The sequence below is a fragment of the Mesorhizobium sp. M8A.F.Ca.ET.057.01.1.1 genome (assembly GCF_003952565.1).
Lineage (GTDB): Bacteria > Pseudomonadota > Alphaproteobacteria > Rhizobiales > Rhizobiaceae > Mesorhizobium.
On record NZ_CP034454.1, the window covers coordinates 2,032,258 to 2,058,269 of the forward strand.

Below are 26,012 nucleotides of genomic sequence, written 5' to 3' on the forward strand. Positions count from 1 at the left end.
GAGCGCGGCATGAGCGAACGGCCTTTCATGCAGCTTTACGTCTCCGATTTCGTCGGCGATACGCTGCAGCTCTCGACCGAGCAGATCGGCGCCTACATGCTGCTTCTGATGGCAATGTGGAATGCCGGCGGGAGCTTGCCCGACGATGACGCCAGGCTGGCGCGCGTGGCGCGCCTGCCTTTGAAACGATGGCGGGCGATCAGCGCCGAGCTGCTCGCCTTCTTCGAGTGCGAAGGTGGCGAGATCGGCCACAGGAGGCTGACGAAGGAGCTGCGCAAGGCGCGGCTCAAGAGCGAGGCGAGGGCGGCCGCCGGCGCGCGCGGCGGAGCCGCTACCGCCTTGAAAACAAAGGCGCATATCACGGCAAATGCCGATGTTTTGACGCGGCATTCTCCAGAGTCCAGAAACCAGATGGAAAAAGCTTCCGCTTTTTCAGCGCGCGGGGCGCGCGAAGGACCGGGGATTTCGCTCGAAGGAAGCCGTGAGGTGGCTTCGGGATCGCACGGCTCGGGCCAGCGCAAAAACCGCAGCGCTGGATCAGGCCGAAAACCCACAGCGACGCCGCCAACGCCATCATCGAGGAGATCCGCGGATATGACCACGGCCGAACTGCAACAGGCGACGAAGGCGCTGGCGGCACTGTTCTCCTGCTTCCCGCAATCCGCCCTGACTGATGTCGAGATGCAGCTGCGCGGCTATCTCGGCGCCGTCAGGGATGCCGAGCTGAGCGACCTGCAGGCCGCCATCCAGCGCTTCGTGCGCGGCGAGGTGAGGAGCGGCAACGCGCAGTTCTGCCCTTCGAGCGCGCAGCTCTGCATCGAAGTGCGCGAGCGGAAGGTGATGCGGGAACTGCTGGCGCGGCGGGGCTCTGGCCTGGGTTCCTCGCCCCCGCAAAGCTGGGGAGAGGTGGCCCGGCGCGGCCGGGACGGAGAGGGGGACGCCCTTCGCGAAGTCAAAGCCGGTTGAAATAGAGCGCCGCAATGCCCTGAAGAAGCAAACTTTCGACTGTCGGCGCTGCCCCCGCTCCGTCCGCTTCGCGGCCACCTCTCCCCCGCAAAGCGGGGGCGAGGAACCCAGGTTCTGCAAGGTCACCACTCGAACACAACCAAGGAGCACCCATGCCCAAGAAAACCAAACCCGCCAAACCGCAGGCGCCGAAGCTGCCGAAGGGCGAGGCCGAGCAGGTGCGCATCCGCCGCGAGGTCGGTCATGATTTCGCGCTGAGGAACGATGCCTTCGGCCGCAAGCGGCTGACATCCGGCACGGCGGAGGCGCGTCGCGTCTACGAGGTGTCGAATGACGGCCACACGTCCACCGGCGGCATCGTGCGGGTGCGCAATGTCGATCCGCTCCTCGGCATCACCTCGCTGTCGCGCCAGCAGCGCGAGGCCGGTTTGCGCTACCGCGAGCATTTCCGGTGCAGCCAGCGGGCCGATATCAAGCCGATGCGCTGGACGGAGCGCGTCGACGGTGGCCGCACCGGCGGCGGCATCGCCGACAACGTGCTCAACGCCGGCCGCGCGCACGCCGCCGCGACGCGGGCGCTCAGCCATTGGGACGTGGCGGCAATCGTGCAAAAGGTCGTGTGCCTGGAACAGCCGGTGAAGGCCGTGGCCGAGCAGGATGGCGAAGGCCGCGACGTGGTGACGAAGCTCTTGAAGGTGGGGCTGGATCTGCTGGCGGTGCACTATGGGATGATGATGGGGCGCTAGTACCGGCCGGCCAGGGATGCGTGCCGGCAAATTCGCGCGTTGATCCGGCCGGCCAGATGCCGGCCGGATCAGTTTGAACGGTCAATAGCGGCAGACACGCACTCTCTCGATTACACGGTGGTGATGACGCCAATGCTTCACCAGCTCGGTGTGGCAGCGATGATGGTACATGCCGTAGTAGCGCGGTCGATAGCCGCCTTCATACATGCTGTAACGATGGTGGTAACGGCCGTAATAGGGGCCATCATCGGAATAATCGCGATAGTAGTCGCGGTAATAGTCGCGATGTCTGGGGACGTAGTACTCGTCATCGTAGCCGTTCCCGATGCCAAGCGTGATGCTGGCGGCATTTGCGGGAGCGATCACCGCCACCGCCGAAGCGACCGCGATCACGGAAGCGAGCAAGAGCTTTTTCATGACAACCTCCTCTTTAAGGTGTGTCTAATAAACGCCGGGGTCGCGACCCTGTTCCCATAAATCGGTGGATCGATGCGTTCGCACCCTGTGTCGTGGCGGCGCAAGGACCCGTCGAGGGGGAAAGCTTGGCGGCACCTGTCAGCATGGTGAGGCACATTTTGAACCTCGGCCGCCACTATCCATTTCCCCTTTATGCAACCAGGAAGGGAGATTGGACCATGCATATCATTCTTGGCGGTACCGGGCGTGTCGGCTCGGCGACGGCAGCGACTCTCCTGCGGCAGGGCGAACCGGTCACGGTGGTGACGCGCGACGAGGCCAAGGCGGCGGCTTTGGCCGCGCAAGGCGCCGAGGTGGCAGTGGCCGACGTGGTTGATGTCGAGGCGCTGCGTGGCGTGTTCAGGCGCGGCACAAGGGCATTCCTGCTCAATCCGCCTGCCGATCCTTCGACCGACACGGATGCCCAGGAGCGCAGGACGGTGGCTGCGATCGTCGCGGCGCTGGACGGTTCGGGGCTGGAGAAGGTCGTAGCGGAATCGACCTATGGCGCACGGGCCGGCGAACGCACCGGCGACCTGACCATCCTGCATGGGCTGGAAGAAAAGCTGCATCGTCAGCCCATCGCGGCCAGCATTATCCGCGCCGCCTATTACATGAGCAACTGGGATGCCTCGCTGGAGACCGCCAGCCGTGACGGCGTGGTCAACACGCTTCTCCCAGCGGATTTCGAACTGCCGATGGTGGCGCCACGCGACCTCGGCGAAGCGGCGGCGCGCTTGTTGATGGAGCCGCTGGAAAAAAACGGCCTGCATCATGTCGAAGGACCGTCGCGTTACACGCCCAGGGATGTCGCCGCGGCCTTTGGCGAGGCGCTCGGCAGGCAGGTCAGCGTGGTCTCGGCACCACGCGAGCGTTGGGTGGAGGCGTTCGAGGACATGGGGTTTTCGCCCGAAGCCGCGCAATCCTATGCGCGCATGACGGAGGTAACGGTCGACGACACCTATGATCCGCCGACCAGGCCGGAGCGCGGGAAGGTGACGCTGGAACGCTATGTGGCTGAGTTGGTGGAGGCTGGCTGATTGGCAGGGGCCACTGAGCGGGCAAAGGGACGAACGCCGCGCTGCCCCTCATCCGCCTGCCGGCACCTTCTCCCCGTGAACGGGGAGGAGGGAGCTAAGTCCATCAAAACAAAGCCTTTTCCAGCGGTTCTTCCAGCGTCTCGGCAAACGCCGTCGCCAGATGATGGCGGTCGCGGAAGGCGAGCTTGCCGCCGATGAAGACATGGCATTCGGTTGGGCCGCAGAAGCGGTCGGTGAGGTCGACATAGAGCGTGTCGGGCACGCTTTTCACCACGGCGCGCTCTTGCGCCGCGACGCCGTCATTGGCGGCCTGCGCCCTCGGCGTGTCGCACAGCGACGGCGCCTCGCGCCACCACAGCGCGCGTGCAACGCAGGCGTCCGCGAAGCTGCCGCCGATCGGCGTGTCGCGGATGACGGCGGTTTCGACACCGGCCTTGCTGAAGGCCTGCAAGGTGGAGCGCAGGCCGGCCTGCCAGCGCGCGGTCTCGGCCTTGCGGCTGGCGGCGGACATGTCGCGCGTCAGATTGCCGATCGAGAATTCCGAGATCACCACCAGCCGCGGCTTGCGGCGGATGATGTCGGATATCGCCTGTTCGCGCCAGGCGTCGCATTCGGTGTAGTCGCGCTTGAGCACGGCGTTGAAGGTCGACAGCCGCGAGGCGCGGCACGAGGATTTGAGGTAGGTGACGACTTTGGTGTCGTTGCGCTTTGCCGCCGCGACCAGCGGCGTCGACCAGTGGTCGGCATGCGAATCGCCGAACAGCACGATGGTGTGGGCGGCGTCGGCCGAGCCGAAGGTGCAAGGTTTCGGTTTCACCGTATGGAAGTCGAGCAGGCAGTTCTTGTCGACGGCGCGCGCGATGGAAGGCTGCTCGGCGGCCTCCTCGATGCCGCGCTGGGTGGGGTCGATGTTGCGCGTGGCCAGATGCGCGTTGGCGTAGGCCGCCACCACGCCGGCGGCGGTCAGCAGAAGGGCCGGGGCGAGGGCAAGCCCGGGAAAAAGCCGAAGCGGTCTTGCGACCGGACTGGCGTTGAAGCGAAAGGCGCGTGCGGCCGCCGCCAGCCAGTCGCCGCGCCGCGCCGGGTTCTCGATCAGCCGGTAGGTCGCCGCCGACAACCCCAGCGCCAGCACGGCGCAGCCGATGCGCTGCGCCACGCCGAGGTCCGGCTCCAGCATGCCGGCATAGACGATGATGGGCCAGTGCCAGAGATAGAGCGAATAGGAAAGCGTGCCGACCCACTGCAGGGGCGCCAGCGAGAGCATGGCGGCGGGCGCCAGGGCCTGCCAGCGGGTGACGCCCGGAGCGTCGCCCTGCTCGCCGGCACCGCTCAGGAGCACCAGCACGGTGCCGGCCACCGGCAGCAGCGCGTACCAGCCGGGGAAGGGCAGATCTTCGCTCAAGCCGAGATAGGCGACCGCGATCAGCGCCAGGCCGAGCCATCCCTGTGCCGCCGGCAGCCAGGACTGATGCCGCCACAAAGCGGGCGAGGCGAACGTCGCCAGGCCGCCGGCGGCGAATTCCCAGGCGCGCAGCGGCGAGAAGTAGAACGCCCAGGCCGGCGAGAGGCTGGTGAGCCATAGGCAGGCGGCGAAGGAGGCGACGCCGACGATGCCGATCACGGCCACCACCATGCGCCGGCCCGGATGCAGCCAGGCGGCGAAGACAAGCAGTGCCGGCCAGACGAGATAGAACTGCTCCTCCACCGACAGCGACCAGAAGTGGATGAAGGGGTTGCTCAAGGCATCGGCGGCGAAATAGTCGAACGACCAGCGCAGCAGCCACAGATTGATGGTGTAGGCGGCCGCATACATGGCGCCGCGCGAATAGAGCGCCTGTTCCTGCGGCGCCAGGATGAAGGTGCCGGCCGCGAGCGTGGCCAGGATGACGAAGATGGCTGCCGGCAGCAGGCGCCGGGCGCGCCTGGCATAAAAGCGCCACAGGTCGAGCCGGCCGGTCTCGGTAATCTCCTGCATCAGATGCGTTGATATCAGCCAGCCAGAAATGACGAAGAAGATGTCGACGCCGGCGAAACCGCCGGGGAGTGCCGTGAGGCCGAAATGATAGGCGACGACGCCGCCAACCGCCAGCGCGCGCAAGCCCTGTATATCAGGCCGAAACGATGCCGCCACGAGGCCTCCTTGGTGCAGCCCAGCCCCCAAGGTCCAGCTCTTGCCAATCTCGGCCGGACAGGCCGCTATCGCAATGCAACAAATCTTTCGCAGTGCAACATGGCCAGAACAAGGAGAGGCGCGGAATAGATCCGTTCGGGTCAGAAACAAAGTTTCGGCCGGCCAGAAACAAGTTTCGGCCGGCCACGCGCAGGCGGCGCTCAGCCTGCCGGTTTCGCACCGCGTGCGGCATAGAGGCCTGCCGCCGCCGCTGCCACGACCAAGGCGGCGAACGCGGCCAGCTTCAGCGGTGTCGCGCCTTGCGGGCCGAAGGCGACAAAATACATGGTGCGGCCGGGAATGAAGGTCAGAAGGCCTGTTATGACCAGCCCGAATATATAGGTGCCTTGCATGATGCGGCGGTGAGCGGCGATGTTGCCGCGGCGCGCCAGGCCTACGCCGCGCCACAGCATGATCAGCACGAACAGCGATAAAAGGTGGATTGGGCTGAACGGCCCCCAGAGCCGGATCGTCCAGATGAAGAAGCTCGACAGGGCGACAACCGCCATCAGGCTCACCCAGACGCGGCCGAGCGCCCTGTGCAGCCGGTCGCCTTTGGTGCGCCAGAGTTGCACGGCGCCGAGCAGGAGCGAAGCCATCGCCGCCAGCGCGTGCAACTTGATGAGCGGCGAGGCATGCAAAAGCGGTTCGAGCGACATCGGCGTCCTCCGGGGCGACGCCGGCAAATATGGCCGAAGGCGCGCAGTGGCGGCAAGGCAGAGCGGCGGCATCCACAAAAAAACGCCCCCGAAACGGATCGCGTCGTGCCACTGGGGTCGGCCAGGCAGCGCGGGAGCTTCGACAACTTCGCGGTTGGCGGATGGTTCCGGAGGCCACGGACATGGCCGCAGCGCAAAAAAGCCCCGCCGGCGAGCCAGCGGGGCATTGATTGGAGGGTCTTGTCATCGCCCGCGAGGCGATCACGCAGCAACGAGGAAGGCCCGCGGAAAGTTTCAGCGTTCCATGTCTGTCTTTGCAGCCATGGTTGCTTTGGCCTCAGCCGGCTCCTGCCCGGCGGCCCTGGCCCAGCGGGAGGTTTGCCGTCCAATCCCTCTACGGCGCGGCGTCACCTCCGCGCTGCGCCAGCGACCGTGCCGCATCCGCCCCGGCCGCCAGGATGCGATCCGACAGCTCCGCGCCGTCCACCGCGCGGGCCAGTTGAAGCGCGCCGATGAGCGTCGCGAAGATGCCGAATGCCACAGCCTCCGCATCGCTTGTATCCAGCGGGAGAGCGGCCGATACCTGCCGCACCAAAGTCATCAGGCGTTCGGTGTAGAGCTGTCGCGTTTCCGGCTGCTCCCGCGCGATTTCCGGCAACAGGGCGGCGGAAGCGCAGCCCATGCCCGGATTATCGCGGTGCTGCGCCGACAGATAGGCATCTATGGCCGTCCCCAGGCCGCCGGAGGCTAACGCCCCGGCGATCTGGTCCGACTGACCCTCCAGCGCCGCCGCCACGCATTCGCGAACAAGTGCCGCCTTGGAGGGAAAGTGGGGATAGAAGGCGCCGTTGGTCAGCCCGGCGTCGCTCATGATGCTTGCCAATCCCGAGGCGGCGATGCCGTCCCCCGGAACCGTTGCGTGGCGACCTCCATGATCCGGCCGCGCGATGCGTCCTTCCGGCCCTTTTCGTAACGCATGATTTTTCCTTCCCGTGGCGCCATTGCATTATGGCCATAATGTGATAGTATGAGCATAATCCAATAAACGGAAGAAGGCTAGCCCTGATGGGTTTGGAACATCAAATGAAAGCACATACTGGAAAGATCGCTGTTGTGACCGGAGCCTCCTCCGGCATTGGTCGCGCCAGCGCCGAGGCCTTGGCGCGGGCGGGGTACACCGTCTTCGGCACAAGCCGCCGGCCGACGGGCAGCGGCCCAACCGGTATATCCATGCTGGCCTGCGACGTGACCGACGATGCCTCGGTCCAAGCCCTCGTTGCAAACGTGCTCGCTCAGACCGGTCGGATCGACCTTTTGGTCAACAATGCCGGCGTCGGCTTGTTGGGCGGCGCCGAGGAGACCTCGGTCTCCCAGTCGCGGTCGCTTTTCGACGTCAATCTGTTCGGCGTGATGCGCATGACCAACGCCGTGCTGCCGGCTATGCGCCAACAAGGGGAAGGGCGCATCATCAATATCGGCTCGATCCTGGGATTGGTCCCGGCGCCGTACTCGGCCCACTATTCCGCCGTCAAGCACGCGCTCGAAGGCTATTCGGAATCGCTCGACCATGAGATACGCGCGTTCAACATCCGCGTCTCGGTCATTGAACCGGCGTTTGTCCGCACCGTTTTCGACCAGAACGGGTTCGAGCCGGATTCCCTGATGAAAGAATACGATCAGGCTCGCGCCGGTGTTCGTGAGCTGCTTCGCGATGTGATGCCGAACGCCGACCCTCCGGAAGTGGTGGCTGATGTGGTGCTGCGCGCCGCAACGGACAGACATCCGCGCCGGCGCTACACGTCCGGCAAGGCGGCACAACAAGTCAGCATTTTGCGGCGCTTCGCGCCCGCCGGGATGTTCGACAGGATCTTGCGCAAGCAGTTTCGTATGCCGGTCTGAGAGGTGCCAAACATGACAGACTCGTTCAATCAGCCATCCTCGTTCCAAGACACGCCGACGCGCGCCGTCGATGTCGCTGGAACGGAATTCGTTTATCGGGAACTCGGACCCAAGGTTGGCGTGCCGGTGGCATGACGCCTTGCGGCCCGGCCTGTTCGTGCCGGGCGTCGAGAAGCATTTTTAGAGAGCGAGTACGATGAAAGCCTTTGTCGTCGACAAATATCAGAAGAAGGGCGCGCTGCGGCTCGCCGACATGCCGGACCCTGAACTGGGGACAATGACGTGCTGGTCGAGGTCCACGCCGCCGGCGTGAACCTTCTGGATTCCAAGCTCCGGGACGGGGAGTTCAAACTCATAGTGCCCTATCGGCCGCCCTTCATCCTGGGCCACGACGTGGCCGGCATCGTGGTGCGGGCCGGATCGAAGGTCCGCAAGTTCAAAGCCGGCGACGAAGTCTATGCACGGGTGCGCGATGGCCGGATCGGGACGTTCGCCGAATTCATCGCCATGGACGAGGCCGACGCAGCCCTGAAGCCAAAGAACCTCAGCATGGAAGAAGCCGCTTCCATTCCGCTGGTCGGCCTGACCGCCTGGCAAGTGCTGGTCGAAAGGGCTGGGCTGAGAAAAGGTCAGAAGGTCTTCATCCAGGCTGGCTCCGGCGGGGTTGGCACGTTTGCCATCCAGCTGGCGAAGCATCTCGGCGCGACGGTTGCGACAACGGCGAGCGCGGCGAGCACGGACCTGGTGTAAAGTCTCGGCGCCGATATCGTCGTCGACTACCGCAAGGACGATTTCGAGAAGGTGCTGCAGGGCTATGACGTCGTCGTGAACAGCCAGGATGCCAAGACGCTCGAGAAATCGCTGCGCGTGCTGAAGCCGGGCGGGAAGCTGATTTCCATCTCCGGTCCGCCGGATCCCGGGTTCGCCGGGAAGCAAGGCCTGAACATCGTGCTGAAGCTGATGGTGTGGTTGCTCAGCCTCGGCATACGCCGCAGGGCCAAACGCGCCGGTGTCGACTATTCCTTCCTGTTCATGTGGGCGCAGGGCGACCAGCTGAGCCGGATCACGTCGCTCATCGAAACCGGCATCATACGCCCGGTCATGGACCGGACTTTTGCGTTCGAACAGACCAACGAGGCCTTGGCCTATGTCGAAACGGGACGTGCCAAGGGCAAGGTGGTCGTGAAGCTCCGGTAGGGACAGTCGGTAGCCGCACGACCCGATTCGCGGCGATGCCCGGTTGGCTATCCCGCCGGCCCGGTCTCGATCTCCTGGAGATAGAACGCCTTGCTCGGCTGAAGGTGGTCGACGCAGAGCTGCGCCAAGACCCAATTGTCGCTGCGTTTCAGCGCCTCGATCATCATCAGATGGTGCTGGCGCGAGATGTCGAGCTTGTCCCGGTCGGCCAGCGAATTCGCCCGCACCGGCAGGCTGAGGCGCATATAGTGCTCGATCGAGGACACCAGATAGGCATTGCCGCAGGCCGAGAACATGGTGAGGTGGAAGCGGTCATTGGCCTCGTGGATGCCTCTGAGGTAGCCGGCGTCGACATGGCCGCTGTAAACGCGGTGGATCTCGGTCAATTCCGCGATCAGCGCGTCGCTCGCCGGCAGGCGGATCATCAGCGCGGCCTGGCGCTGCAGCATCTCGCGTACCTCGTAGATCTGGCGGACCTCCTCGGGCGCGAGCCGGCGCACCATGGCGCCCTTGTTGCGCTCGCGCGTGGCGACGCCGAGCCTTTCCAGCTGGTAGAGAGCCTGGCGGATGGTGTGGCGCGAGACCGGGAAGCGGGCGAGCAGCACGTCCTCGACCAGGCGCGTGCCGGGCGCCAGCCGGCCGAAGATGATGTCTTCCTCCAGCGCGTGCACGATATCGGCTTCCTTGCCGCCATAGTCGACCGTGTTGAGCATCGCGACTCTCTCGTTGGCCCGGCCAAATCATCATGGCCCCGACCACTCTAGCCTTCGCGCGCGAGGCTGGCCACCAGCGGGTCGAGGCGCGGGTCGTCGAGGCTGACGACGCCGGACATCCGCATCGCCTGCCGCAGGCTGATCCTGCCGACTTGCTGGCGCATGATGACCGGCAGACAGGCCGGCCCCGCTCCGGTCAGGACGAAGGCCTGGCCGACCAGGACCGGCTCGGAGAAGGGCGCCCATTGCACGGCCACAATCGACGGCTCGCCGGTCTGGCGGCGGTTGATGGCGGCGAAATAGATCCAGTTCAGGCGTGAGATCGCTACGCCATAGTGCCAGCCGGGCGCGCGTGCGCCGCCCTGGCGATTGCCCTCGGCCCACCGGGTCACACGCCGGAACGTCACCAGCTCCGCCTGGCGCCGCACGAAGGTGACCGACCGCATCAACAGATCCGGGCGGCCGGGAACCGCGAAGTAGGTGAAGTAGGTGCCGCCGGCGATGGCGGGGCAGGGGCCGCGCACCATGTTGGCATAAAGCGTTTCATGTATCGGCGGCGCAAGGACATGTCGCTGCGCCGCGGCTTCCGGCGCGCGGTACAATTCATCCTCGTCGATGCGGAAATAATCGCAGATCAGCCTTGCCGTGGCCCTGTTGGGCAAGCTCTTGCCTTGGAGGTAGCGCTCGAACTGCGAGCGGTTCATGTTCAATCCGCGGCAGACAGCGCTCACCGACGCGTGGCCGCTGACCAGCCGTTTGAGATTCGCGGCAAGATTCCTGCGAATTGGCACGACCCCGTCCCCCGAAGACGTCCGGACCATTATTCAAGCAATTGCTGATATTGCGCCAATCTCGCACAACATCGCCCAGGCGCGAATGGGACCTTCGGCCAATATCGCTGCCAATATCACTGCTTGCGGGCCGACATGGAAAGGCCCGCCACCGACGCGACTCGTGACGGGCCTTCTGGAGTACGCCGGGCTTTCCACAGCCCGGCCATTTGCCAAACCTGCGGGCGGCGCGATCGTTCCATCTCAACAGGAGCCCCGAAACGGCTCTCGGGCCTTGCGGATCGTCGAAGTCTTCCCTGCGCCAGGGCGCGGGACCTCTTAGATCCCTCAAGCCTCAGCTCTTGGAGAGGCTTCGCTTCAGATGCAAATCGAGGTGCAGGTACCCGCGGTAACCGCCGACAGTTTCTCACGCTTCAGGAGCGTCGGCTTGGCGTAGGTTTTCTTCATCGTCCTATCCCCGTTGCCTCGATCAAGCGGCCTTGCACGGGGAAAGACAGGAAACCGCCGTGACCGTGGACAGTTTCTGGCGCTTCAGAAGCGTCGGCTTGGCATAGTTTTTCTTCATTTTCGTTCCCTTTGCCTAGGCTTGCCCGTCGGATCTGACGCAAAGGAAGGACGAAGTCAAAGCGTTTTGCCCCCGGGGAACATGCACCGTCGATGATTTAGCTCATGCTGATGCCAAAATCACGCATGACAGACGCGAAAGCCGACAATCCCAGCGATGATCTCGTGCCTGGCTGTCGCGTCCCGGCATGGGTAGGCCGGGCCTAGTTCCTGTCGGAAGGCTTCGAGCGCATCCTCGACACCGTCTCGCGCTCGGCGCGTTTGGAGCGCAGCGGCGGCAGGCCGCGGTCGATCAGGTCCATGTCTTCCAGCACCATGTCGCCCATGCGCTTGAAGGCGATGTCGAGGGCGCCGGCACGGTGGGCGGAGCGCAGGAAGCCGGGCAGCGTGCGCACGGGATGGTCGCCGGCCAGCGGCTCTTCGGGGAAGACGTCGCTGGCGGCAAGGATATGGCCGCTCTTCACCGCCGCCATCAAGGCGGGGAAATCGACCACGCCGGCGCGGCTGAGCAGGATGAAGGCGGCGCCCTTGCGCATCCTGGCGAAAGCATCGGCGCCGAGAAAACCCTGGTTCTCCGAGGTCACCGAGGCGACGACGAAGACGAAATCGCTTTGCGACAGCACCTCGTCCAGCGTGGCCGGCTCGACGCCATTTTCCCTCAGGATCGACGGCGGCAGCCAGGGGTCGAACACCTTGGTGCGGGTGCGGAAGCCCGACAGCAGGCGGTTGAGCGCGCGGCCGAGGTCGCCGAAGCCGATGATGCCGACATCGGCGCCCGAAAGCAGACGCGCGGTCCGGTTGCCGTCGCCGCCCCACAGCTCCTCTCCCTGTCGGAAAGCGAGATCGGCGTCGACGATGCCGCGGGCAAGGTTGAGTGCCATGGCCAAGCCCAGCTCCGCCACCGGCTCGGCGAAGACCAGGCCTGTCGTGACGACATGGATGCCGCGTGCGAACAGCGTTTCATAGGGCATGTTGTCGAGGAGATTGCTCTCGACATTGAAGACACAGCGCAGCGACTGCATCGCTTCAAGCGTCTCCGGCGAGATCGGCGGCTGGCCGACGATGTAGCGGGCCTCGGCCAGCACCCCCGCCGGCAGTCGCGCCACGCCGTCCGGCGTCGCCTCGACGATGCGGTAACGCGCCCTGAGCCGCGCCAGCTGCGGCGGCGTGAAGATCAGCTCTAGCGTGCGCGGCTCGGGCGCGCTGATGACCAGCGGCAAGGTGGTGTCTGACATGGCAAGGTCCTCCCGAAGCGGCTTGTGGCGCTTTCCCGGTCCTAAATCTATCCCAGCGGATTTAAAAGCACGGCAGACCAATTTACCCGGCGCAGGAACGTTTCGCTCAAAATCGCGACAGCCATCCTGACGCAATTGATATTCGCGGCGAAGTTGGTGTTCTCTGCGGCATTCAACACGGGGGCAATAGCAAATGAAGAAATACGAGAAGCCAACCTGGCACAAGCGTGAACGGCTTTCGGCCGTCACCGCGATCGCCGGACCTTCAAATTTGCCGCCGCCGCAAGTCTGAAGGCATTCGCCTGCCGAACAAAGGCGCGATCGGGTCGATCGCGCCTTTTGCTTGTGCGGCAAGAACACGCCGTCACCTGCGCCGCTTTGGCGGCGCGGGCTTCTGTTGCTCCTCGCTTGTCTCGGCGGTTAGCCGCTGCTTGCGAAGGCGGGCGGTCTTTGCGTCGCGGGCCTGCCGCTCGGCGTCGAGGATAATCCGCGACTCGCGATCCGCTCTCTCAAGCTTGTGCTTGTCGACCAATCGGGCCACTTCGTTCTCCGGCGGCATGTCCCATTCCCTGAAACCAACCGTGTGCGGCAAGGTTCCGCCGGATGCCGGCCGCGCGCGGTCGCGTCAGGATTTTGCCTGGCCTGACCGCTCGGCGCGATGACCGGCCTGCCAGCGGGTCAGTTCGCGCTCGGCCTCGGATATGGTCACGCTCATCAAGCCGTCGAATTCGGCCATGGCCTCCATATGCCCATGATCAATGATGGATTTGCGAAGAATGCGCATCGCCAGAATAGCATCCTGCAACGCGCGGTCGATATTCTTGACCATGACAGAATCTCCTGCGGGCATAACCTGACGGCGGGCCGCTGGTTCCGACTGAACGGCATTGGATTTGCTTTTTTCGACGCTATATCATTGTCCTGGAGAAGCGCTCCGGCGCTCCTGCTTCCTTCTCTCGCGGGGAGGAGGACGGAAGAGGTGCTGTCCGGGACAGCACCGGGGCAGTGCCTTCGACGACAATAGGGGTGGGAAGCCCCTCAGGCCACGCCCGGTTCGCGCCGTAATCCCAAATGGCGCACCTTGCGGCCGATGATCATCAGCCGGCGTGCAGTGTTGTTGCGCAGGCGCCGCGCGCGCCATTCCAGTCCGGTTTCGGTGGTGATCCGCCTAGCGTAGACGCTCACACGCATGCCCGCCTCGTCGGAGGCCACCTTGACCGGGTCGTCATAGAAGGTGCCGATCTTGTCGGCCGCCATGCCTGGTGTTTCGAGCCAGGTGGGGATGTGGACCGAGCAGAGGCGCTCGACGTCGATCATGACCCGCCCGATGCCGACGCCCGGGGTCGGGCATGTCGTACAGAACGCGTCGCCGATGAAGACGACCCCGTCGCGGCGATGGCCCTGCGTCGTGGTCAGATTGACCTGCCGGACCTCGACGGGACTCGCGACAGCGAAGTTGCCGCATTGCGCCGATATTTCGGGCATCAACTCGCAAAGCATCTTTTGCGGATCGGACCGGAAATCCCTCGTCCATTGGTCGGCCACGGTGTGATAGACGAACATGTTGGCCCGCATCTTGTTGCCGAGCGGAAAAACGGTGAGATAGGCTACGCGGTCCGCCGCCCGCCTGCCGTAACAGGTGACGGCCGGGAAGGCGCATTCGCCCGGCGGGATGGCGAGGTCGAAGCCCATCGACAGTGAATGCGCCTTCGACAGCTCGATGCGCTCGACGCCGATGGCGCGCCGCACCGCTTCGCTGTAACCGGTGGCCACCACCAGCAGGCGGGCATTGATGACCCTGCCGTCGGCCAGCACAAGGCGCTGCCGGTCCGGCCCGGTCGAGACCTCGGCGACCTTGCCGACCGTGATCGGCACTTCGCGCGGCAGCGCGTCGCGCAGTCCGTTGATCATCGAGCCGTAGGAAAATGTGTATTCCCACTTCTGCTCGCGGGCGAACAACTGGCCCAGGCGAAAGACGTGGATGTCGGTTACCGAGGTGACGTGGCGCATGACCGTCTCTTCGAGATCGAGCCTCGCGAAGAGCTGCATCTGGTCCATGCCGATCTTCTCGGCCCTGAATTCGTCGTGATGGACGCGGTGCGGGTCGATCAGCGCTACCTTGCGCCCGGACTTTCCCAGAACCATTGCCAGGGTCGTGCCGGCCATTCCGGCGCCGACGATCGCCACGTCGACTTCGGCCGGAACAGCCTCGACGGTGGTCATCTCGCTGCCCTTCATGCTCGTCATCTTCTGTCTCCACAATCTGTGGTGGAAAATATCTTCCGGACGATAATCAACCTCAAGCAACCAGCGCGGGTGGCTGGTAGCAACAAGTGTTTAGGTTAACTACGCCGCCTCTTCTGTTTCCAGCGCGGCGCGATCGCCGAGCCATCGATGAATTCCAGGCCGCCCGCCTCGTTGAGCGTGTGCAGCTTGCGCCCACTCCATAGCGCGCCGGGGGTTAAGATCGTCTCGACACGCTGGTCCATGCCGTTCAAATCAAGGTGAGTGACGCGTGCGATGCCAAGGGCGCCGCCGTAGCTCCTGCGACAGTCCTGCACCGGGCGCAGCAACTGGCCGCCGCGTTCCACCATGCGGCCCGCCGGCCGCGCCGAGGCGATGTCGATCAGCACCGGATTTTTGGGATGCGGGGTCCAGGGGCCGCGAAAGTCCGGCGCCGACCATAGATGCAGTGCGTCGGAGAAAGCGCCGCCACCGTCCCGGGCGGTGCCTTCACCGTCCCGGACGGTGGCGAACAGCCACCACGAGCCGCCATGCTCGACCAGGGTGGCGTCGCTGGCGACGATATCGGACAGCAGTGTCGCCTCCTTCACCCATCCACCGGGGAAGGCGGTGGCGCGGTAGAGATCGACCGTGCGGTTGGCGCAGCTTTCGGGCACCATCCAGACCTCGCCGTCACGCTCGAAGACGAAGGGGTAGGACAGGTGGTAGGGCAGGTCGAGCACCGGCTCCGGGCGGCCGATCGGCCCCGACGGGCCGAACGGCACCGCCGAGATGATGGCGCGGCCCAGACGGTGGATATAATCCTCGACGAACAGGGTCACCTGTCCCCGGTAAAGGATCGGGAACGGATCGGCGTAAAAGCGGCTGCCGTCGTCGGGCAGCTCTTGCCAGCCCGATGCCGGATGGGCGCGCAGGTCGAACAGATCCCGCCCGCCCGTCTCGCGCCAGCCGACCTTCCAGTGTGGGGCGTTGTAGCAGAGATGGTAGATCTTCTGGACGATGCGCCGCGCCAGCGCCTTGCCCGCCCTGACGCCGAGCTTGCCGGCCGAGGGCAGCGACGGCGCAGGCCTGCCGTCCGTCGGCTCGGGCAGGACGGGCAGGGCGCCGCGTGCAGCCCCCGTCACCGCCGCCAGGATCAGGCTCGCGGTGCGCGCCAGCATGTCCTGGAAGGCGGCAAGCGCGATGCCGCCATATTCGGTTCCGAGCCGCCCTGCGGCGACGACGGCGCCGTTCTCCTCGATGCGGGCCAGCGGCGTCCGGCCATCGAGGATCGACGCCAAAAGGGCGGCTTCGCCGGCGGCGCCGTCATAGGTCATACGCCAGACGCGCGTAGCCTCCCGCCGCACGTCGCCGCACAGGTCGAGCACGAGGTCCGGCGCGGCGGGCGGCTGCGTGCGGTATGGTGCCAGCGCCGACAGCGGCAGGGGCTTGGCCAGCCCGTCGGCGGGCAAGCCATGGATGACCGTTTCGAGCTGGAACAGCGCGGCTATGCTGCCTGGGACGCCGCTTCCGCCCGGGCGTGCGTCGACGCTGACCTCGACATTCGCGAGCGCCGCCAGGCGCTGCAGCAGCAGCAGGTGAAAAGCACGGAGGCAGTCGCTGTCCAGGCGCAGGCTCACCTGCATGTCGCACCCCTAGAATTCTGATGGTCGGTACTTGGCCGGTGTTCGATTTTCGGGCACAGAGATGGGCAACGGTTGGACCGGAGATCGATGTCGCTCCATTTCCATTCGTTTCCCGCTCGCTTGCGCCCTGTCAACACGCCCCGTGCCTTTGCTACGCAAACTCCGTGCCAGAAATCAGAAGAGCTCCCAACATAATTAACAGTGTTTTAACAGTTGGAGTAATAGCTAAGCTGAAGCCGCAATTTAATCTTTTGGGGCACATGGAGTGTTGTCGGAGCGACCTTTGCAATCATCCCTGCTCTCGTTGCCGCAACAACACGCTCCGGAGGTGATGCAATATGCGCCGGAGCCACCACCGGCCGCATCCTATCCATCCTCGACCGTCGAGTTGGGTGACCTGAAGCGCATATTGGTGCGCCGCCGCTTCCTGATCCTCGCCACCGCCGCGCTGCTGACCCTTGGGGCGCTGCTCTATGGACTGTTCACGCCGGCGCTCTACAGCTCTGTGGCGGAGATCATCGTCGATCCGCAAGACCTGCAGGTGGTCACCAACGACGTCAATCCGAGCCGGGTTCCGCCCGATGGCGGCATCACCATGGTGGAAAGCCAGGTCGCCGTCGTCCAGTCGAGCGGCGTGCTGCTCAGGGCTATAGCGGCAACCAACCTCACCGAGGATCCCGAATTCAACGGGCAGGGCGGGTTGTTGAGCCATTTGCTCGGCGGCGTGTTGGGCTCTGGGTCGGCCGAGACCGATAAGACAGGCAAGACGCTCGATGCGCTGCGCCGGCGGCTGGCGGTCAAGCGGGCCGACAAGGTACTGGTCCTCGACGTCATCGTCACCGCCAAGAGTGCCGACAAGGCGGCGAAGCTCGCCAATGCCATCGCGCAGGCCTACCTGGCCGACCAGGCGAGCGCGCGCGCCAAGATGGCCACGGATGCTTCCGACTCCATAACCGCCCGGCTGGAAGAGCAGCGCAAGCGCGTCCAGCGGGCCGAGAATGCGGTCGAGGCCTACAAGTCCGCCAACAACATGGTGATGGCCGCGGGCAATCTGGTCAGCGACCAGGAACTGACCGAGATCAACACGCAGCTTGCGGCCGCGCAAAGCCGCACCGCGACGCTGAAGGCCCAGGTCGACCAGTTGCGCCGGTCGGGCGGCGCACCGGACGCGACCTCGGAAGCGATGCGCTCGGCGGTGATTTCGAGCCTGCGGGCGCAGGAGGCGACGCTTGTCGACCAGGTTTCGCAGCTCGGCACGGAACTCGGGCCGCGCCATCCCTCGATGATGGCGGCCCAGCAGCAGTTGCGCGACACGCGCCAACTCATCGCGCGCGAACTCGGCCGCATCGTCGCCGCCGCCGAAACCGACTATGAGCGGGCGCTGGCCAACCAGCAGGCGCTGGAGGCCAAGGTTGCGGGCATGAAGAGCAAGTCGCTCGACACCGACCAGGCCTCGGTCAAGCTGCGCGAATTGCAGCGCGATCTCGAGGCGGTGCGCTCCGTCTACGCGACCTATCTGCAACGGGCGCAGGAAACGCGCGAGCAGGTCAATGTCGACAGCACCAATGCGCGCATCATCTCCGACGCCATGCCGGCGCTGAAGAAGAGCTGGCCGCCGCTGTTGCTGCTGGTATTCGGCGCGTTCTTCGGCGGTCTGGGGCTCGGTACCGGCTTGGCGCTGATCGCGGAATATTCATCGCCGACGGTGCTTTCCAGCGCGCAGATGCAATCGGCCATCGACGCGCCCGTGGTGGGCGTGCTGCCGGCAAAATCGGCGCGCCGCCGCTGGTGGCCTTTCGGCGGCGCCGCCACGCCGGCCGGACAGAAGATGGATGCCGTCGCCGGGCTGGCGCTGAGACGCCTGTTCTCTTCCAGCCGGCGTCCGCCGGACTGGCCGCTGGTGCCGTCCATCCTGCTGACGTCGGCGCCAGAGGACGCCGCGCAGCGGGGCCGGGTGGCGCGCCTGCTGGCCAATGCGGCGGCCGCCAGGGGCAGCCGCGTCCTGTTCATCGACACCAACAATGCCGGCGGCGGCCAAAAGGAGCCGCAGCCAGGCCTGCTCGATGTGCTGCGCGGCGAATATGCCTTCGAGGCGCTGAGCCAGTATGCGCCCGGCAGCAACGTCGCTGTTCTGGGCAAGGGGCGGCCAAAGGCTGCCTTCTCCGAGGCGCAGGGCGTCTATTTCACGCAGCACATGCTGGCCCAGGCGAGCCGCAATTTCGAACTCGTCGTCGTCGACGGCGGCGCGCTGGCCGACAATCTCAACGCCTCGCCGCTGGTGGCCATGGTCGACGAGATCGTGCTCGTCGCCACGCTCAACGCGACGCCGATGCGCGATGTCACGGCGGCCTCGCAGGCCATTTCCGTCATGGGGCGGTTGCCGACCGGCGCCTTGCTGGTCGACGAGGCGGCCTGACATGGCTGCCATCCGGGGTGCCGCCCGGTCCGCCACCCCGGCAGCCGGCTGGGCCGGCCAGGGTCAAGTCGCGGCTACTCGCCCCGCCGGCAACTCGCTCGACTGGGTGACCGGCTGCGGCCTGGTGGCGGTTGTGGCGTTGCTGTTCAGCATCTCGGGCGGCATGCTGTGGCTGGTGGGCTACAATTACGACGGCCTGACCGGCAATCCGGCGACCAAGATCCATCCCTCGACCTATCTGCTCGTGCTGATGTTTGCCTGGCGCGCCTGCACCTTCGGCAACCCGGTCGGCTACACCCTGGCCATCGCCGACAGGCGGCCGGCGAGCGCGCTGCTGGCCGTCATGTCGATCATGCTGCTGGTCGTCGTCATCGTCAGGCAGCGCCCTGGCATGGCCGGCATGATCGACACCTTCGTGGCGCCGGCGCTGCTGGTGATGATGCTGGCCGAGGACGACGAAAGGACGTTCGCCCGGATGCGGACCGTCGTCCACGCGGTCATGACCGTGAACGCGCTGCTGGCGCTGTTCGAGTTCGCCACCAAGACGCTGGTCTTTCCCTACCGGCTCGACGGCGAGGTGTTCACGAACGACCTGCGCTCGACGGCGCTTCAGGGCCATCCGCTGTCCAACGCCACGATCACCGCGATCTACGTGCTGGCGCTGCTTTCGGGTTCGCGATCGCTGTCCATGCCGCTGCGGCTCGGGCTGATCGGCCTGCAATGCGCGGCGCTGGTCGTGTTCGGCGGGCGCTCGGCGATGGTGACGACGATCGCGCTCGGCGGCATCTACCTGCTTTTCAGTGGCGTCGCCTATCTGCGGCGAGGACGCATCAGCCTGCTGGGTGCCGCCCTTGCCGTCGTGCTCTGCTCGCTGCTGCCGGTCGTGCTCGCCATGCTGTTCTCTTACGGTTTCTTCGACGCGCTGTTGGAACGCTTCGTGTCGGACAGCGGCAGCGCCAATGCCCGCGTCGAAATGTTCGAGCTGTTCAAGCATTTCGAACTGCGCGACCTGATCGTGGGACCCGATATCGATCTCATCGAAAGCCTGCGCCGCATCAACGGCCTCGAACAGGGCATCGAGAACCCGATCATCCGCCTGATCCTCTATCAGGGCGCCTTCTTCACCCTGCTGTTGTTTCTCGGCTTCGTACTGTTCATGCATGAAGTGGCGCGCCGCTGCCATCCCGGCATCTGGCTGACGATGCTGGGCTGGCTGATCCTGCTCAACACTTCCGAAAGCCTGGCGTCCAAGACGACGCTGATGACCAAGTTCGTGGTGATCGCGCTGGTGCTGTACCGGCCGGTGCGGGTGGCAGCGGGAAGACAAGCCCAGACGCACCCACGCGTTTCCATGCCAAGACGTTGACCATAGGATGTGGCGGTCGGAGGGCCGCCGCGAACCATGCCGAGGCGTTTATCGCGAAGAAGGTTGTCTATAGCGACAGATTCTTTGCCACTACCCGCCAGTTGTTCAGTTATGCACAAATGTGCTTTTCTTGGATACGAATTGGGAGGGGACAATGAAACCAGGCTTTGCTTTTGCTGCATTCACCGCAGGAATTTGCTTCGCGATATCGGCTGCCTCAGCAGGGCAAGGAGAGCAGAACAACATTAATTTCTTGGCTGGGAAGGACGATGCCTATTTGAAGAAGGTCGCAACAATGGCGGGCGATCTGAACGGCGTAATCCAAAGATGTCGGTTGCGGCCGAACGAGGATGGAAAAGCGATCATAACTGTTCCAGTCCTTTTATACGATGGGATCGATAAACATCTGACACCCAATCCGGGCAAGTTCCAGAGGGCCATCCACGCCTATGAAAGAGCCTACGCGATGGCGGTTCAGAGGGCGGGAAATTGTCAAACCGAGAAGGCCAGGCACCCGAACCTCTATCGGTAGTGGGCACCAAACGAAAAGAGAAGGAGGCGCGCGGCCACTTTCCGTCGTCGACTCTCTACTTCGCCATCCTCAAACCCAGCGCATCCACCATGGCCGGGTCGAGCGCGCGCGTCGTGTCGTCCATCATGCCCATGCCGTCGAAGAGGTCCCAGAAGGCCCAGGGGAAGCCTGATGCCTCGGCGCTCTGCCTGACATCGGCGATGTAGCGGGCACGGTCGGGGTTGGGGGCGGCGACGTAGCGGGCGTCGGTGCGCAGCGCGCCGAATTCACCCATGATGACTCGGCCAGGCGCGATGCCGTGGCTGTCGGCCCAGTCGCGCGCCTGGCCGATATATTTGTCGATGAACCAGCGGTCGGGCCTGGCATCGAAATAGACCTTCAGCACGCGTTCGGTTTCGGCATAGGCGGCCTGCTTGTCCGCTTCGGAGGTCTCGATGTCCTGCGCCATGCGCGCCCTGACCGAGGCCAGCGTCCGATCGAGCGAACCGGCGGAGGCCGGCCATGGCACGTTGTTCAGCGCACGGTAGACGGGTTCGCGCATCCAGGGCGCGCCCTGATGGCTGAACAGATAGGGTTCGTAGAAGTGGAAGGTGAACAGGATCGGCTCGAAGGCCGCCAGCGGCTCCGGATCGAGCGCGGCGAGCCCGCTCACCATGGAGCCGCAGCCGCCGGTAACGACCAGCGGCAAGGTCGACGACGATGCCCTGGCGGCCGTCAAAAGGGCCGCCTGGACACTGGACCAGACGTTGGAGGAGCAGGATTGCGGCGGCTCGTTGACCGGTTCCAGCGCCACCATGCCCTGTGCGAAGCGCTGCAGCCTGCCGGCAAGCGTGCCGACCAGCGCGCGATAGGCTTCGAATTCGGGCGCGGCGGTGCTGGAGACCATGCGGTCGGGATTCCAGTAATGGGTGGCGCCGTTGGCCTGCACGTTGACGATGATGCCGAGGTCGGCATCGAGGGCAGCCGCGACGGCATCGTCCAGCATCGCCAGCAATTTCACGCGCGTGGCGGCGTCGGCGGCGAGGAAGGGGCCGGGATCGACCGGCAGACGGATGAAATCGAGCCCGGTCCGGCGCAGCCGGCGAAGGTCGTCGGCTGTCGGCACCGGCCGCTGCGACTGGAAGGGCGGCCAGGCATAGTCGGTGCGCGGCGCGGGAAACTCGCGCGTCAGCGCGAACCAGGGCCAGGCATTGACGCCGCGGCGAAAGCGCCGTTCGCCAGTGGCAGCCAAAGCGGGCGGCGCGGAAGAAAGCGCCGCCGTGGCGGGCACCAGCGCCGTCGACAGCGCGGTCCTCAGCAGCCGCCGCCGCGACCAACCCGTCATACGGCGCCGGGTGAGGGGCGATCGACCGGCACGGCGCCGGCGGCGGTCACGCCCAGAAGCCGGTAGGCTTCGGTTTCATAGGCAAGCAGGACATCGTCCCAGCGGAAGACTTCGTTGGCGCGGGCCCTCGCGGCCGCGCCGCAGGTCCTAACCAGGGCGTCATCCTCCATCGCCTGCCGCATCCGCTCGGCGCAGCTGCGCGCATCGGTGAAATAGATGGCGGCCGCGCCCGCGGTCCATCTGTTATAGGGGTTGTCGTGGGCGATCACCATATTGCCGGCGGCCAGCGCCTCGACCAGCGAGGGGTTGGTGCCGCCGACAGTGTGGCCATGCAGATAGGCGCGCGCATGAAAACGCAGCGCCTTCACCGCCGCCTGGTCGTAAATGGCGCCGGGCAGGACCACCGAGGCGTTGGCTGCGTTGCGGACGGCGACATGATAGGGAATTTCAGGGGAGAGCGTGCCCAGAACCACCAGCTTCATGTCGCGCTTCTGGCTGCAGAAAGCCTCGACGATGGGCAGGATGTTGTTGTCGGGCTCGATGCGCGCGATCGAGATCAGGTATTTGCCGGGCTCGAGGCCGAGCGCGCGCACCGGCGCCTCCGGTGCCGATGTCACCGGGTCGGCGCCATAGGCGATGGTGGCTATGGCGCTGCGCGGCCGGCGTGTCGCCAGGTGATCCGCGATCACCGGATGGTCGGCGACCAGACGGTGCGAGGCCCAGGCGCCGATCCACTCGTTGAGCCAGAACCATGTGCGTGCCGCCACACCCCATTTGGGCCGGCGCCATTCGATGCCGTCCATGTTGGTGATGATCTTGCGCCGCATCAGCCTCAGCCAGGTCAGGAAGACAGCGCCATTATAGCCGAGCACCAGGCAGACGCCGGGCCGGCGGGCGGCGTCGAGCACGCATTGCCAGTCGAATTCCAGCGTCGCGCGCGGGCCTTTCGAGGCGACCTGGACATGGATGAGATCGATGCCTTTCCAGGTGTCGACGCGCACCGTCCGGTCGACCCGCTCGACCTCCTCCTGGCAGTAGACGCCGACCTTCCAGCCGCGCCCGGCAAGAAACAGCGCCAGCTTCTCGGCGAAGGTCTCGAAGCCGCCATGGGCCGCGGGAATGCCGCGTGTCCCAAGGATCAGGATGGTGGGCGTTTCCGGTCTCATGGCTGCTGGCGCTTTCAAATCCGCTCGATTCCGCAATGCGAGGCTGTTCCAATCCCGAAACCGCTGCCTGGCGATATCCATACCAGAGTCGGGGTTCGCCCATTATCGCACCGGGGTTGTAAAATATTTCTTCCGGCCGCCGGCGCTGTTTCACTATCGGTCAACCTTCCCTGCGTATGTATCGAAACGAGGCGTTGCCAGGACCTGGCGGCCGGAAGACGGTCAAACCAGGCCCGGCACGATCCTTGCTCGTGGACTTCTGCGCGCCAGAATCGGCGGAGGGCGTGCAGCATTGGCGGGGTGATCCGGATGGCATCCGTTTCATGGCAACCAGTGAAGTCCAAAGGGGTTGTTGGACTTGAAGTTTCCTGTCGCTGATGCCGTCAGGCGGCGGAATCGTACACCACCCCTGACAGAAAGATGCATGTGACGATGCGGATTGCCTGCATCCATCAGGGCTATGAACTCTATGGCTCCGACCGCAGCTTCGCGGAGAGCGTGGCCGCGCTGCGCGCCGCGTTTCCGTCAGCCGACATCGAAGTGGTCCTGCCGCGCGGCGGACCGATCGTGCAGATCCTCGAACCGCATGCGACCCGGATCGTCTTCGAGCCGCTCTGGGTGCTGAGGCGCCAGGCCATTGCGCGCCTTGCCACCATCGAGATGGCGCGGCTGCCGGTCGCGGTGCTGAGGGCCTGGCGGCGGCTCAGGGATTGCGACCTTACCTATGTCAACACCTCGATCGTGGCCGACTATGCGTTGGCCGCCCGCCTTCTGCCTGACAAGGCCGTGCTGCACATCCATGAAATTCCCGAAGGCGCCATGCGCAGGATCCTTGTCGGCCTGATGCATTGGAGCCATGCCGACCTCATCTTCAACTCGCGCGCCACCCGCGCCGCGTTCGGCGAGCCCCGATCTGCGCGCTCCTACGTGGTCTATAACGGCGTTGCCGGCCCGCCGGCGGCCGAAGCGATGACCTATGACGGCAAGCGTCCGCTCAAGGTGCTGCTGCTTGGCCGCGTCAACAGGATCAAGGGCCAGGAAGTGCTTCTGGAGGCGATCGCCTCGCTGCCGACGGACCTCAAGTCGAGGGTCGAGGTGCGGCTGGTCGGCGGCGCCTTCGAAAGCGTCGAGCGCGAGCGCGCGCTCGCCGAACTGGTCGACGGCATGGGGCTCAGCGGACGCGTCAGCGTGCTGCCCTTCATCTCCGACCCGTCCGAGCATTATCGCTGGGCCGATATCGTCACCGTGCCGTCGCGGCGTCCCGAATCGCTCGGCCGCGTTGCCATCGAAGCGATGGCCTATGGCCGGCCGCCACTGGTGTCGGCGATCGGCGGGCTGGTCGAGGTGGTCAGCGACGGCGAGACCGGCTGGCACGTTCCGCCTGGCGATGCCGCCGCGCTGGCCGGCAAACTCGAGGAAATCATCCTGCGGCCCGAGGCCTGGCGCTCGTTTGTCGCCGCCGGGCGGGCGCGCTACGAGGCGGTCTTCAGCGAGCCGGTCGCGGCGACGGCGATCGCGGCCATAGCCACGGACAAGCTGAAGGCAACCATCGCCAAGCCGAGCCGGCCGGCAACCGCGCGCCAGGCGGAGACACGGCCGTGAAACTGCCTGGCCATCTGGTGCGGCGCCTCGTGCTGATGATCGGCGGCGAGGCGATGCAGAGCGGCTTCCACTTTGCCCTCAACATCGCGCTGCTGCACATGCTGTCGGCGCAAGGCTACGGTCTCTTCGCCATCGGCATGGTGATGGGCGGCGTCGGCCTGTCCTACATCAGGTCGCTCACCGCCGTTCCCGCCTCGATCTGGATGGGCAAGAGCACCAACAGCGCCGGCGTCAACGCCTATGACGTGGCCTTCGGGACGGCGGCGCTGGTCGTTGCGCTGCTGATGGCCGTCGGCACGGCGGTGGTGATGCGTCTTTTGGGCGATCCCAGCGGAATTGCCGCCGGCTGCTTCGTCGGTGCATGGTCGCTGCGCAGCCACATGCGCACGGCCTTCTTCGCGCGCCGCCAGCAGGTGATCGTCTCCATCAGCGATGCCGCCTTCACGATCGCCGGCACCGTCATGGCCGGCCTGGAGATCTGGATGGCCAGGGACATGCTGCAGACCGTGTTCTACGCGCTTGCGGCGGCCAATCTGTTCGGCATCTTCGTCCTGGTCCGGCTGGCGCGGCGCACGATGCGCATCAGCTTCCGCATGCCGACGCGGCGGCGCTATGCAAGGCTCTGGGCCCAGCTCTGCTGGTCGGCATTCAGCGCCACCACCACCAACATCCAGGGCCAATGCCTGGCGCTTCTGGTCGCCGGCATTGCCGGGCCGGCCGCCTATGCGCCGCTGGCGGCGGTAATCGTGCTGTTCGCGCCGCTGCGCATCATCAGCCTCGCCTTCGTGAATATGACGCAGCCGGAACTCGCCAAGCTGATGCGCAACAACGAGACGCGCCGTGTCTGGGCGCAGGCAAAGCTGTGGGCGGTCGTCATGGGGCTCGGTGCGGTGGCCTATGGGTGCGCCATCCTGTTCGTCCTGCCGATGATAAAATCGCAGGCTCTCCAGAATGCGTCGGTGGAGTTCATCGGGCTTTTCGTGATCGCGAATTTCATCCCGATCATGCTCTACATCATGCCCCGCATCGTGCTCGAGATCATGGGCGACTTCCGCATCGTCGCGTTCATCACCCTGGGCGGCGCCATCGTCGGGCTGGCGTTGATCGCGATCCTGCTGGCGGTCGCGTCTCCGCCCTGGTCGCTGGCTGGTTCCGCGATCTCCGAGATCTTCGTGCTCGTGGCATCGTGGTATTTCGTGCATCACCGCATGTGGAACATCGAACATCCGGACCAGCAGCGCGACAGCCGGCTGGGCTCGTGGCGGCGGGCGGTTTCGTTCGCCGCGGTAAGACGGTAGGAG

Annotated in this window: 22 protein-coding genes and 2 pseudogenes; 10 read left to right on the top strand and 14 right to left on the bottom strand. The window is 65.3% G+C overall.

What is annotated here, in order from left to right; all coding sequences use genetic code 11:
• Nucleotides 1-9: 9 nt before the first annotated feature.
• Together EJ077_RS09300 and EJ077_RS09310 are read left to right on the top strand one after the other, a co-directional pair.
• A complete protein-coding gene (locus tag EJ077_RS09300; RefSeq protein WP_245458696.1) occupies nucleotides 10-966 on the top strand; it encodes a DUF1376 domain-containing protein in 957 nt (318 codons plus the stop codon).
• Between the two features lie 152 nt (nucleotides 967-1,118).
• Nucleotides 1,119-1,712, top strand: coding sequence for a DUF6456 domain-containing protein (locus EJ077_RS09310; protein WP_208701391.1), 594 nt, complete (start codon nucleotides 1,119-1,121; stop codon nucleotides 1,710-1,712).
• 81 nt (nucleotides 1,713-1,793) lie between these two features.
• Here EJ077_RS09310 and EJ077_RS09315 read toward each other — a convergent pair whose 3' ends face one another.
• The gene (locus tag EJ077_RS09315) at nucleotides 1,794-2,129 is read right to left on the bottom strand and encodes a hypothetical protein (RefSeq protein WP_208701392.1); all 336 of its coding nucleotides are present in this window, start codon (nucleotides 2,127-2,129) and stop codon (nucleotides 1,794-1,796) included.
• A gap of 218 nt (nucleotides 2,130-2,347) precedes the next feature.
• Between EJ077_RS09315 and EJ077_RS09320 the strand changes: the two genes are divergently transcribed.
• On the top strand, nucleotides 2,348-3,208 hold the full coding sequence (locus EJ077_RS09320; RefSeq protein ID WP_208701394.1) for an NmrA family NAD(P)-binding protein: 861 nt from the start codon (nucleotides 2,348-2,350) through the stop codon (nucleotides 3,206-3,208).
• Nucleotides 3,209-3,311: 103 nt separating this feature from the next.
• On the opposite strand, the gene EJ077_RS09325 is transcribed toward EJ077_RS09320, so the two are convergent.
• From EJ077_RS09325 to EJ077_RS09335, 3 genes and pseudogenes are all read right to left on the bottom strand, one after another.
• The gene (locus tag EJ077_RS09325; RefSeq protein ID WP_208701396.1) at nucleotides 3,312-5,339 is read right to left on the bottom strand and encodes an acyltransferase family protein; all 2,028 of its coding nucleotides are present in this window, start codon (nucleotides 5,337-5,339) and stop codon (nucleotides 3,312-3,314) included.
• A 200-nt stretch (nucleotides 5,340-5,539) separates the two neighbouring features.
• A complete protein-coding gene (locus EJ077_RS09330) occupies nucleotides 5,540-6,037 on the bottom strand; it encodes a DUF2306 domain-containing protein (protein WP_208701398.1) in 498 nt (165 codons plus the stop codon).
• A 394-nt stretch (nucleotides 6,038-6,431) separates the two neighbouring features.
• A pseudogene (locus tag EJ077_RS09335) lies at nucleotides 6,432-7,015 on the bottom strand (TetR/AcrR family transcriptional regulator).
• 105 nt (nucleotides 7,016-7,120) lie between these two features.
• Between EJ077_RS09335 and EJ077_RS09340 the strand changes: the two are divergent.
• A complete protein-coding gene (locus tag EJ077_RS09340) occupies nucleotides 7,121-7,936 on the top strand; it encodes an oxidoreductase (protein ID WP_208702954.1) in 816 nt (271 codons plus the stop codon).
• Nucleotides 7,937-8,132: 196 nt separating this feature from the next.
• A pseudogene (locus tag EJ077_RS09345) lies at nucleotides 8,133-9,133 on the top strand (NADP-dependent oxidoreductase).
• A 47-nt stretch (nucleotides 9,134-9,180) separates the two neighbouring features.
• Here EJ077_RS09345 and EJ077_RS09350 read toward each other — a convergent pair.
• From EJ077_RS09350 to EJ077_RS09385, 8 genes are all read right to left on the bottom strand, one after another.
• Entirely contained in the window at nucleotides 9,181-9,846 is a 666-nt protein-coding gene (locus EJ077_RS09350; RefSeq protein WP_208701400.1) for a GntR family transcriptional regulator, read from the bottom strand.
• Nucleotides 9,847-9,893: 47 nt separating this feature from the next.
• A complete protein-coding gene (locus EJ077_RS09355) occupies nucleotides 9,894-10,637 on the bottom strand; it encodes a helix-turn-helix domain-containing protein (protein ID WP_208701403.1) in 744 nt (247 codons plus the stop codon).
• A gap of 357 nt (nucleotides 10,638-10,994) precedes the next feature.
• The gene (locus EJ077_RS09360) at nucleotides 10,995-11,084 is read right to left on the bottom strand and encodes a putative RiPP precursor (RefSeq protein WP_208701405.1); all 90 of its coding nucleotides are present in this window, start codon (nucleotides 11,082-11,084) and stop codon (nucleotides 10,995-10,997) included.
• A 320-nt stretch (nucleotides 11,085-11,404) separates the two neighbouring features.
• Nucleotides 11,405-12,436, bottom strand: a complete 1,032-nt coding sequence (locus EJ077_RS09365; RefSeq protein WP_208701407.1) for a hydroxyacid dehydrogenase — start codon at nucleotides 12,434-12,436, stop codon at nucleotides 11,405-11,407.
• A gap of 364 nt (nucleotides 12,437-12,800) precedes the next feature.
• Nucleotides 12,801-12,995, bottom strand: a complete 195-nt coding sequence (locus EJ077_RS09370) for a hypothetical protein (RefSeq protein ID WP_208701409.1) — start codon at nucleotides 12,993-12,995, stop codon at nucleotides 12,801-12,803.
• 66 nt (nucleotides 12,996-13,061) lie between these two features.
• Complete coding sequence (locus EJ077_RS09375) at nucleotides 13,062-13,265, bottom strand: hypothetical protein (protein WP_127278965.1); 204 nt, start codon at nucleotides 13,263-13,265, stop codon at nucleotides 13,062-13,064.
• Nucleotides 13,266-13,474: 209 nt separating this feature from the next.
• Entirely contained in the window at nucleotides 13,475-14,683 is a 1,209-nt protein-coding gene (locus EJ077_RS09380) for an FAD-dependent monooxygenase (RefSeq protein WP_208701411.1), read from the bottom strand.
• A 95-nt stretch (nucleotides 14,684-14,778) separates the two neighbouring features.
• Entirely contained in the window at nucleotides 14,779-16,305 is a 1,527-nt protein-coding gene (locus EJ077_RS09385) for a formyl transferase (protein WP_208701413.1), read from the bottom strand.
• Nucleotides 16,306-16,636: 331 nt separating this feature from the next.
• Here EJ077_RS09385 and EJ077_RS09390 point away from each other — a divergent pair, with 331 nt between their 5' ends.
• From EJ077_RS09390 to EJ077_RS09400, 3 genes are all read left to right on the top strand, one after another.
• Complete coding sequence (locus EJ077_RS09390) at nucleotides 16,637-18,721, top strand: GumC family protein (RefSeq protein ID WP_208701415.1); 2,085 nt, start codon at nucleotides 16,637-16,639, stop codon at nucleotides 18,719-18,721.
• A gap of 1 nt (nucleotide 18,722) precedes the next feature.
• Nucleotides 18,723-20,087: a VpsF family polysaccharide biosynthesis protein gene (locus EJ077_RS09395; RefSeq protein WP_208701417.1), complete on the top strand. Its 1,365-nt coding sequence runs from the start codon at nucleotides 18,723-18,725 to the stop codon at nucleotides 20,085-20,087.
• Nucleotides 20,088-20,241: 154 nt separating this feature from the next.
• Nucleotides 20,242-20,619, top strand: a complete 378-nt coding sequence (locus EJ077_RS09400; RefSeq protein WP_208701419.1) for a hypothetical protein — start codon at nucleotides 20,242-20,244, stop codon at nucleotides 20,617-20,619.
• Between the two features lie 55 nt (nucleotides 20,620-20,674).
• On the opposite strand, the gene EJ077_RS09405 is transcribed toward EJ077_RS09400, so the two are convergent.
• Both EJ077_RS09405 and EJ077_RS09410 read right to left on the bottom strand, forming a co-directional pair.
• On the bottom strand, nucleotides 20,675-21,943 hold the full coding sequence (locus tag EJ077_RS09405) for a glycoside hydrolase family 5 protein (RefSeq protein WP_208701421.1): 1,269 nt from the start codon (nucleotides 21,941-21,943) through the stop codon (nucleotides 20,675-20,677).
• Nucleotides 21,940-23,109: a DUF1972 domain-containing protein gene (locus EJ077_RS09410; RefSeq protein ID WP_208701422.1), complete on the bottom strand. Its 1,170-nt coding sequence runs from the start codon at nucleotides 23,107-23,109 to the stop codon at nucleotides 21,940-21,942. The genes EJ077_RS09405 and EJ077_RS09410 overlap by 4 nt, the downstream gene beginning before the upstream one ends.
• A gap of 432 nt (nucleotides 23,110-23,541) precedes the next feature.
• Here EJ077_RS09410 and EJ077_RS09415 point away from each other — a divergent pair, with 432 nt between their 5' ends.
• Nucleotides 23,542-24,711 (top strand): glycosyltransferase family 4 protein, encoded by a 1,170-nt coding sequence (locus EJ077_RS09415; protein ID WP_208702955.1) that lies wholly within the window; start codon nucleotides 23,542-23,544, stop codon nucleotides 24,709-24,711.
• On the top strand, nucleotides 24,708-26,009 hold the full coding sequence (locus EJ077_RS09420) for a hypothetical protein (protein WP_208701424.1): 1,302 nt from the start codon (nucleotides 24,708-24,710) through the stop codon (nucleotides 26,007-26,009). The genes EJ077_RS09415 and EJ077_RS09420 overlap by 4 nt, the downstream gene beginning before the upstream one ends.
• Nucleotides 26,010-26,012 lie beyond the last annotated feature (3 nt).

What these genes read in the sequence shown, in the direction of transcription:
- EJ077_RS09300 (WP_245458696.1), top strand. Translation starts at nt 10, where the DNA reads ATGAGCGAACGGCCTTTCATGCAGCTTTACGTCTCCGATTTCGTCGGC.
- EJ077_RS09310 (WP_208701391.1), top strand. Translation starts at nt 1,119, where the DNA reads ATGCCCAAGAAAACCAAACCCGCCAAACCGCAGGCGCCGAAGCTGCCG.
- EJ077_RS09315 (WP_208701392.1), bottom strand. Translation starts at nt 2,129, where the DNA reads ATGAAAAAGCTCTTGCTCGCTTCCGTGATCGCGGTCGCTTCGGCGGTG.
- EJ077_RS09320 (WP_208701394.1), top strand. Translation starts at nt 2,348, where the DNA reads ATGCATATCATTCTTGGCGGTACCGGGCGTGTCGGCTCGGCGACGGCA.
- EJ077_RS09330 (WP_208701398.1), bottom strand. Translation starts at nt 6,037, where the DNA reads ATGTCGCTCGAACCGCTTTTGCATGCCTCGCCGCTCATCAAGTTGCAC.
- EJ077_RS09340 (WP_208702954.1), top strand. Translation starts at nt 7,121, where the DNA reads ATGAAAGCACATACTGGAAAGATCGCTGTTGTGACCGGAGCCTCCTCC.
- EJ077_RS09350 (WP_208701400.1), bottom strand. Translation starts at nt 9,846, where the DNA reads ATGCTCAACACGGTCGACTATGGCGGCAAGGAAGCCGATATCGTGCAC.
- EJ077_RS09360 (WP_208701405.1), bottom strand. Translation starts at nt 11,084, where the DNA reads ATGAAGAAAACCTACGCCAAGCCGACGCTCCTGAAGCGTGAGAAACTG.
- EJ077_RS09365 (WP_208701407.1), bottom strand. Translation starts at nt 12,436, where the DNA reads ATGTCAGACACCACCTTGCCGCTGGTCATCAGCGCGCCCGAGCCGCGC.
- EJ077_RS09370 (WP_208701409.1), bottom strand. Translation starts at nt 12,995, where the DNA reads ATGCCGCCGGAGAACGAAGTGGCCCGATTGGTCGACAAGCACAAGCTT.
- EJ077_RS09375 (WP_127278965.1), bottom strand. Translation starts at nt 13,265, where the DNA reads ATGGTCAAGAATATCGACCGCGCGTTGCAGGATGCTATTCTGGCGATG.
- EJ077_RS09380 (WP_208701411.1), bottom strand. Translation starts at nt 14,683, where the DNA reads ATGACGAGCATGAAGGGCAGCGAGATGACCACCGTCGAGGCTGTTCCG.
- EJ077_RS09385 (WP_208701413.1), bottom strand. Translation starts at nt 16,305, where the DNA reads ATGCAGGTGAGCCTGCGCCTGGACAGCGACTGCCTCCGTGCTTTTCAC.
- EJ077_RS09390 (WP_208701415.1), top strand. Translation starts at nt 16,637, where the DNA reads ATGCAATATGCGCCGGAGCCACCACCGGCCGCATCCTATCCATCCTCG.
- EJ077_RS09395 (WP_208701417.1), top strand. Translation starts at nt 18,723, where the DNA reads ATGGCTGCCATCCGGGGTGCCGCCCGGTCCGCCACCCCGGCAGCCGGC.
- EJ077_RS09400 (WP_208701419.1), top strand. Translation starts at nt 20,242, where the DNA reads ATGAAACCAGGCTTTGCTTTTGCTGCATTCACCGCAGGAATTTGCTTC.
- EJ077_RS09405 (WP_208701421.1), bottom strand. Translation starts at nt 21,943, where the DNA reads ATGACGGGTTGGTCGCGGCGGCGGCTGCTGAGGACCGCGCTGTCGACG.
- EJ077_RS09410 (WP_208701422.1), bottom strand. Translation starts at nt 23,109, where the DNA reads ATGAGACCGGAAACGCCCACCATCCTGATCCTTGGGACACGCGGCATT.
- EJ077_RS09415 (WP_208702955.1), top strand. Translation starts at nt 23,542, where the DNA reads ATGCGGATTGCCTGCATCCATCAGGGCTATGAACTCTATGGCTCCGAC.